At 77.3% G+C, this 3338-nt stretch carries 3 protein-coding genes and 1 pseudogene; 1 reads left to right on the top strand and 3 read right to left on the bottom strand.

Features of this window, described 5'->3' with window-relative positions; translation table 11 throughout:
- Positions 1-225, top strand: a pseudogene (locus ABZ641_RS30190) (hypothetical protein); the annotation flags it as partial.
- A gap of 41 nt (positions 226-266) precedes the next feature.
- Here ABZ641_RS30190 and ABZ641_RS30185 read toward each other — a convergent pair.
- The 3 genes from ABZ641_RS30185 to ABZ641_RS30175 form a co-directional block, all read right to left on the bottom strand.
- On the bottom strand, positions 267-1244 hold the full coding sequence (locus tag ABZ641_RS30185; protein WP_359986853.1) for an isocyanide synthase family protein: 978 nt from the start codon (positions 1242-1244) through the stop codon (positions 267-269).
- Positions 1245-1313: 69 nt separating this feature from the next.
- Positions 1314-2561 (bottom strand): cytochrome P450, encoded by a 1248-nt coding sequence (locus ABZ641_RS30180; RefSeq protein ID WP_359986856.1) that lies wholly within the window; start codon positions 2559-2561, stop codon positions 1314-1316.
- Between the two features lie 119 nt (positions 2562-2680).
- Positions 2681-3338: MFS transporter (locus ABZ641_RS30175; RefSeq protein WP_359986851.1), on the bottom strand; the 658-nt coding region annotated here is incomplete at its 5' end.

The raw sequence follows: 3338 nt of genomic DNA, 5'->3' as shown, positions 1-3338 counted from the left end.
CCGTACCGCGCGCAGGAGCTGCCCGGCTGCCCGTCGACCACGGTGCTGCTGGTCTGCCCGAGGGACTTCTCCAACCGGCCGACCGCGGCCGCGGCCGCCCTGCTGCGGGTCGCCGACGACCCGGCCCTCGGCCTGGACGGCGACCAGCGCCACCACCTCACCCGCCTCGCCGCCGACCTCGACCCCCGCACCACCCGCGACCTGACCGGCCGCACCCGCACCTGAAGGACCCGCACCTGAAGGACCCGTACCTGAAGGACAGCCCCTCAGCCGGTGGCCTCGACGTGGCTCGGCCGGCCGTCGCGCAGCACCGTGCGGCCGAGCCGCTCCGCCTCCGCACGGTGCATCAACTCCCGTCTCCCGTCCGGGTGGTGCACCACGCAGGAGTGCCACGGGGTGGTCCACGGGTCGGCCGTGTCGAGCAGCCGCAGGCCGAACTTCTCGGCGCCGGCCCGCTGCGGATGGATCGAGAGCCGGACGGCGCGCGGATGGTGCTCCTCGATCAGGGCGCCCCAGGCACGGCTGCGCCGGACGACCTCGTACGCGCGGCGCCGGCACTCCCGCTGCAGGGCGGAGCGGGTGCCGGTGAAGCCGACGGTGTCGTCGAGCAGGAAGCGGGTGATGCCGCGGTACAGCGCCAGGGTGTCCGGATCGCTGCGCACCTCGGCCCGCAGCTCCTCCAGCGCCGGGGCGTACCGGTCGTCGACCAGGGCGCGCTTGGCGTCGTACGGCAGGTCGCCGAGGACGTCGCGCAGGTCGAAGAGGGAGAGCCGGCGCAGCCCCTCGCGGCGGACGACGGCGGCGAGTTCGTCGGCGTACTCGTCGATGTGCGCGTCCGGCACCCCGACGAGGTCGCCGAAGACGTGGCCGTCCGAGCAGATCACCAGGCGGGCGCCCGGCGGGTGGACCCGGGCGACCTCGGCGCAGAGCCCGTCCAGGAAGGCGAGGGAGAGCCGTTCGCCCTCGTCGGGCAGGTGGCCGAGCACCTTCACCGGGCTGGGCGACTTGCAGGGGAAGCCCGGCAGGGTGAGGACGACCGGCTCCCCGGCGGCCACAAAGCCGGCGATCCGCCGCAGTTGGGCCGGGAAGGCGGCGGCGGGCAGGTCGGGGGCGCCGTCGCAGGAGCGCCGGTGCGGGAGCAGCAGCTCCAGGACGGCTGCGCTGGTGCGCTCGACCGCGGTCGGGAGCGGGGAACGGGGCTGTCCGGGGCGGGGCGGGGCGGTGAGGGTGCCGGCGGGCGGCATGCGGGACTCCGGGTGTGGTCGGGGGGTGGTCGGGGTGCGGCGGGTGGTCCGGTCGTCGTGCGGCCGGGATCAGAGCCGGCGGTCGTACGCCACCGGGAGGCGGTCGACGCCGCGGGCGAGGACGGCGGGGATCCACTCGACGGCGTCGAGGTCGCCGGCCGGGCGCAGGCCCGGCAGCCGGGCGAGCAGGGTGCCGAGGGCGATCTGCAGTTCGGTCCGGGCGAGCGCGGCGCCGGGGCAGAAGTGCGCGCCGTGGCCGAAGGCCAGGTGGGCGTTGGGTGTGCGGCCGAGGTCGAGCGTGTCGGCGTCGGGGAACTGCGAGCCGTCGCGTCCGGCGGCCGCCAGCGAGACGATCACCGAGTCGCCGGCCGGGACGCGGGTGCCGTGCAGGTCGCTGTCCTCGGCGAAGAAGCGCCAGGTGGTGAGCTCGAACGCGCCGTCGTGGCGCAGCAGTTCCTCGACGGCCCGGGGCAGCAGCGCGGGTTCCGCCCGCAGCCGGTCCAGTTGGCCGGGGTGGCGGAAGAGCGTCATCAGCATGGTGGAGATCTGGTTGGTGACCGGTTCCTGGCCGGCGACGAGGAGTTGGAAGACCATCGAGTCCAGCTCCTCGCGGGTCAGCGCGCCGTCGTCGTGCGCGGCGACCAGCCGGGCCAGCAGATCCCCGTCGGCGGGCGCGGTCCGCTTCGCCGAGACCACCTCGGCGATGTACCCCTGGAGCGCCCGCAACCGGGCCTCGTAGGCGGGCCGGCCCGGGTCCTCGGGGCCGACCGGCTGGACGACCTTGCCCCAGTCCCGGTCGAAGCGGTCCGCCAGCTCGTCGGGCAGTCCGATCACCTCGGCGAGCACCAGGAACGGGAACCGGGCGGCGAACCCGGCGACCAGGTCGGCGCCGCCGGTGGCCGGCAGCGCGTCGACCAGCCGGTCGGCGAACTGCTGGAACCGCGGCCGGAGTCCGGCCACCCGGCGGGGCGCGAAGGCGTCGCCGAGCAGGGCGCGCATCGCGGTGTGCCGGGGGGCGTCCTGGTGCAGCAGGTGGACCTGCAGCTGCGAGTGCTGCGGTTCGGGCATGATCGAGGCACGCCGGCGCCAGGCCGCGTTGCCGAGGGCGTGGTTCTTGCCCAGCCGCGGATCGGTGAGGGCGTCCCGGGCGGCCGCGTAGCCGGTGACCAGCCAGGCGGCGACACCGCTCGGGAAGCGGACCCGGTGCACCGGCCCGGCCTCCCGCAGCCGCTGGTAGAGCGGGTACGGGTCGCGCTTGTACGCCCGGCCGGACAGCGGCACCGGGTCGGGCAGCGGCGCCGGCTCGCGCAGCGGCATCGGCTCGGGCAGCGGCACGGCGGCCGACGGCGTTGCCGGGCCGGGCAGGGCGCGCCCGGCGAACGGGCAGACGGGCTCGGGTACGGGCATGGCGGAACTCCTCCGGAAGCGGCGGACGGTCAGGACGTGGATCGCCCGGGGACAGCGAGCAGGACGACCGCCGCCCCGGCGCAGGCCGCGGCCGCGGCCAGCCCGGTGCGCGGGCTTCCGGCAGCGGCGCCGGCGGTGGCCAGGGCCGGGCCGAGGGCGAACCCGAGGCTGCGGGCGAGTTGGACGGTGGAGCCGGCGGCACCCATCCGCCCGGGCGGGGCGGCGGCGAGCGCCAGGGCCTGCACCGGCCCGCCGTACAGACCCATGCCGCAGCCGGCGAGGGCGAGCCGCCAGGCGGTGTCCTGCGGGGTGCCGTCGGCGCCGAGCAGGAGCAGCAGTCCGGCGGTGGCGACGGCCGCGCCGGTGCGGGCCGTCCGCCGGGTGCCGAGGCGGTCGGCGATCCGTCCGCCGGCCCGTCCGGCCAGCGCCATCGCGAGCGGGAAGCAGAGCAGGGTCAGGCCGGTGGCGGTGGCACTGGCGGCGGTGTCCCGCTGGAGGCGCAGCGCGGTGAGGTACTGCATGGCGGCGACGCCGGCCGCCAGGGCCGCCACCGCGCCGTGCACCGGGGCCAGCAGCGCGGACGTCGCCCGTCCGGCCGGGCGGCGCAGCCACACGGCCGCGGGGAGGACGGCAGCGGCGGCCAGCGGCAGCAGCGTCCACCGGCCGGGGGCGAGGGTGAGGGCGAGC

The organism is Kitasatospora sp. NPDC007106 (assembly GCF_040634455.1).
In the GTDB taxonomy this organism is placed as follows: domain Bacteria; phylum Actinomycetota; class Actinomycetes; order Streptomycetales; family Streptomycetaceae; genus Kitasatospora; species Kitasatospora arboriphila.
This window is presented reverse-complemented; position numbering and strand designations above follow the sequence as displayed.